This is a genomic window from Neobacillus sp. BF23-41, assembly GCF_041106275.1.
In genome coordinates, this window is the sequence record NZ_JBGBPR010000074.1 from 1 (window position 1) to 3,635 (window position 3,635).

The 3,635-nt window shown below is 37.6% G+C and carries 6 protein-coding genes; 5 read left to right on the forward strand and 1 reads right to left on the reverse strand.

The annotated features are described in order from the left end of the window. Positions 1-246 precede the first annotated feature (246 nt). The 5 genes from AB7942_RS30195 to AB7942_RS30215 all read left to right on the forward strand — a co-directional run bounded on the left by AB7942_RS30195 (position 247) and on the right by AB7942_RS30215 (position 2,932). Positions 247-396, forward strand: a complete 150-nt coding sequence (locus AB7942_RS30195) for a putative quinol monooxygenase (RefSeq protein WP_369449745.1) — start codon at positions 247-249, stop codon at positions 394-396. 145 nt (positions 397-541) lie between these two features. Further along, positions 542-796, forward strand: a complete 255-nt coding sequence (locus tag AB7942_RS30200; RefSeq protein WP_369449746.1) for a hypothetical protein — start codon at positions 542-544, stop codon at positions 794-796. Positions 797-993: 197 nt separating this feature from the next. Further along, positions 994-2,271 (forward strand): metal-dependent hydrolase family protein, encoded by a 1,278-nt coding sequence (locus tag AB7942_RS30205; protein WP_369449747.1) that lies wholly within the window; start codon positions 994-996, stop codon positions 2,269-2,271. A 162-nt stretch (positions 2,272-2,433) separates the two neighbouring features. Then, a complete protein-coding gene (locus AB7942_RS30210) occupies positions 2,434-2,673 on the forward strand; it encodes a hypothetical protein (RefSeq protein WP_369449748.1) in 240 nt (79 codons plus the stop codon). A gap of 34 nt (positions 2,674-2,707) precedes the next feature. Then, on the forward strand, positions 2,708-2,932 hold the full coding sequence (locus AB7942_RS30215) for a hypothetical protein (RefSeq protein WP_369449749.1): 225 nt from the start codon (positions 2,708-2,710) through the stop codon (positions 2,930-2,932). An 86-nt stretch (positions 2,933-3,018) separates the two neighbouring features. On the opposite strand, the gene AB7942_RS30220 is transcribed toward AB7942_RS30215, so the two are convergent. Beyond that, the gene (locus AB7942_RS30220; protein ID WP_369449750.1) at positions 3,019-3,162 is read right to left on the reverse strand and encodes a hypothetical protein; all 144 of its coding nucleotides are present in this window, start codon (positions 3,160-3,162) and stop codon (positions 3,019-3,021) included. Between the last annotated feature and the right edge of the window lie 473 nt (positions 3,163-3,635).

Sequence of the window (3,635 nt, forward strand, 5' to 3'; positions counted from 1 at the left end):
TTTCTGAGGACCAGCGGAAAAGACCTTTGGAAGAGGCGGCAAGACAATCTTACCAAACAGCTATTGAACAATTCCAATTGGTGTCTGAAGAACTTTAGGGATATTCGCTTGTGCATGGATGTTGAAAATCAATCAATGGATGAGTAAAATGCGGGGAAAAATTATTTTATAGTTGGAGGAATAATTGTGGTTATTATTCATGTTTATTTACATGTCGCACTAGACAAACGAGTTGAATTTTAAAAGATGACAGATGTAGTTGTGGCACATTCTCAAGAAGAGAAGGGCAATATTAGTTATGAATTATTCGAATCAAATAAGAAGCCGAATTTTTTTGTACTTGTAGAAAAGTGGAAAAATGAATCCGCTCTTAAGGTTCACGAGGAATATGAATAAATGAAGGTGATGTAGTGGAAGTGGAAATAGAAAAAAATCGGGGTTCTCAAAAACGTTATTTCCTAAGTCAGGGGACTTGATCCACATAATATGAGGGGGATTCCCCCTCATATTAATAAATGCTTTGGAAGGAGGAGCAACTTCAATGTTAGATAAAAGTTTGCTAGAAAAAAATACAGTCAATTATACGGCTGAACAAATAGAAGCCATCGCCAAGGGATTTTGTCCAATGTGCTTACCCAAATATCATAGTTATCGCATTCTAAATACCTATTATAGTAATGAATCTCAAATGCGATTACATCATGTTAAATGTGATAACCTGTTTGATTGCGAGTGGGATGAACATGTTCCAGCAGTCCGAGAGGATCATGGTCTAGAGGACTTTTTCAATTCATAATAATACCACTTAACGCTACCGAGTAAAATCGATTTTAGGTCCAGTTAATCAATGTTATTTTGTTTTACTTTTATTATTCAGAAAATACGGAACCTGAATAATATTATAAAGGTTCTAAAACTTATTCCTAAGGCTTTAAAGGGACCAAGTGTTGAACATAAAGGATTCATTAATATAATATTGAAAGGGGTTTCAAAATGAAAGCAAAATTATTGAGAAATGGTTTACTCATTGACGGAACAGGTAATGAAGCGAAGCATGGAATTGATGTACTGATTGAGGGAAAAAAGATCACTGCTGTGGGGACTAATCTTTCCGTTCCGGCTTCTTATTCCCCTAATCAGGTGGATATTATTGAATTAAATGGAAGGACCATCATGCCGGGAATGACCGAGGCACATACACATTTTGCATTTCAAGATGCCATATATATTCAAGATATCGATTTTAAACCCATTGAAGAAACCATGATTGGATGTATCAAAAATGCAGAAACGATGCTAAAAAGCGGTTTTACCTCTTGTGTAAGTGCTGCTTCCAGAGGAAGAGTGGACATTGCTTTACGAGATGCGATTAATCGTGGACAAATATTAGGACCTCGTATGATTGCAAATGGCGCTGAAGTTTCAGCAACAGGGAGTATTGTGGATGTACATCCAAACCATGTTCGAGTTCATGGATTATCTTTCTTTGCTGATGGTGATGATGAGGTTAGAAGAGTAGTAAGGAGTTTATTTAAAGAAGGAGCAGACCTCGTTAAGCTGAATGTCAGTGGAGATAGTTTAATTGCTCACGCAACAAGTGAAATGACACTTTATACCTCTAAAGAGGTTAGAGCTGCTGTTGAGGAAGCTCATGCACGTGGGAAAAGAATCTACGTACATGCTAGATCCTCAAAATCCGTAAAAATATGTGTTCAAGCAGGCGTTGATATTATCGGTCATGCTGATTTTATTGATGACGAAGCATTCGACATGCTAGTAGAAAACAAAGATCGCTTATTCGTTGTACCAGCATTAAATTTTATTGTCTCAACATTGGAACATGGGGCTGTCTATTTCGGACAAGAAGCGATTAATGCATCAGGCTATGCAGAAGGGTTAGAAATTGCTCTACGCAATATGAACAGACTTTATAAAGCTGGTGTCCGTGTATTACCGGGCGGAGATTATGGATTCAAGTATTGCCCGCATGGTGGATACGCACGCGATTTAGAGCATTTTGTTGAGCGGGTAGGAATGACGCCAATGGATGCGATTGTATCCGCTACCAAATATGGTAGCCAAATCATGCAGATGGAGGATCAAATAGGCACCATTGAGGTTGGAAAGCTTGCAGATGTCCTTGTTATAGATGGGAACCCACTAGACAATATTGCAATTTTACAAGATCACAGTAAATTAAATGTTATCCTTAAAGACGGAGAGTACATCGTACGTACACTTGAAGTTAGTCGTCAAGAAATGACTGTCTAAATTTTAAAACCATCGCTTGATGCGATGGTTCAGATTGAAGACAAAAGGCATTTGGGAATGCTCTTATTCCCCGAATGCCTTTTTAATTTTTAGATTTTTTCAGCAAAAGTTAGCATCGCCTGCATGGACAATTTTTAAGTCCGGTATGATGTAGATTCCGCTTTGCGCGGCAAAAGAATCCTCAAACGGTACAATCCCTTTGATCTTTCGCTCATCCAAGTTTGGAAGGATGGCCAACCATATGAAGATGCGAAGCCAGCAGAACTACGAAACCAGCGGCATTCTAAAATACCAGCAGACGCTGTGGAAGAAAAGCCTTCCATTGTATCTAACTATTTTGAGCGACTTCAACAAGAACAGGAAGAAAAAAGAGAAAGGCTCTTGGGACCACAAGCTTTGTGAAATGGAAAGAAAAACAAAGCGGAGGTGAAGAACCATGCTTGAGTTCTTTGGAATGGTAGAGGTGCCGCTGAAACCTGAACAATGCTTTGTATCTACAAGTCATAGAGAAGCAACCGCCGCCAGGTTAGAATTTGCCATACAGCATCGTCAAGTGGGCTTAAATTCAGCACCGAGTGAAAATCTCGGGAAATCCTCACGAAATATTCTCGGAAGAAGCAATTCAAGTTGTTTACCAATTTACTCATGGGGTGCCGCGTAAAATTAATACGTTATGCAGCCAAGCGTTGCTCTATGCTTATATTCAGGGGAATAGAATTGTGGGGGAATCTCATATTCATCGTGCAATTAACGAAATGTAATCTCTTTTCTACTTCCGACATTTAAATAGGCAAAAACATAAACAGCCAACGGCAATGTGGGTGACCATCCATGTGATGACACGTCAATGCCGTTGGCCGATAAACCGACAACGAAGCTGGCTGCGGACACTATACGAACCCTCCATAAGAAGGCATATTAGTACGGAGAAAAAAGTGGTTCAAATATCATATGATGATGTCCTATTATTAATTTAAAGATCTCCAATGAGTATCAATATCATATTGGAAATCAGAAAATATTTTACTGATAATGTTAAACATCTAGATCTTTTTCCAGAATGTACTAGAAATAGTGCTTATTTAAATTATTGCTTAAATATTTTTATCGCAACAAACATAATCAAAAAACTATTGATAATAATCAGAAAAATCAAAAAAACTATTGATGATAATCAGAAAATAATATATTATATTATTAAGCTCAATTTTGAACTGAAGTTCAGATATATGAAATCGGAAGAGTCTTTTATGTGTAAGATTACTCTTATTGAAAAGTATGAGAGGCGTGTAGATGTTTGAAATTTATCCCTTGCATGTGGCCACATTAAAACAAGTGGATAAATCGGTGCTAACTTCATTAAA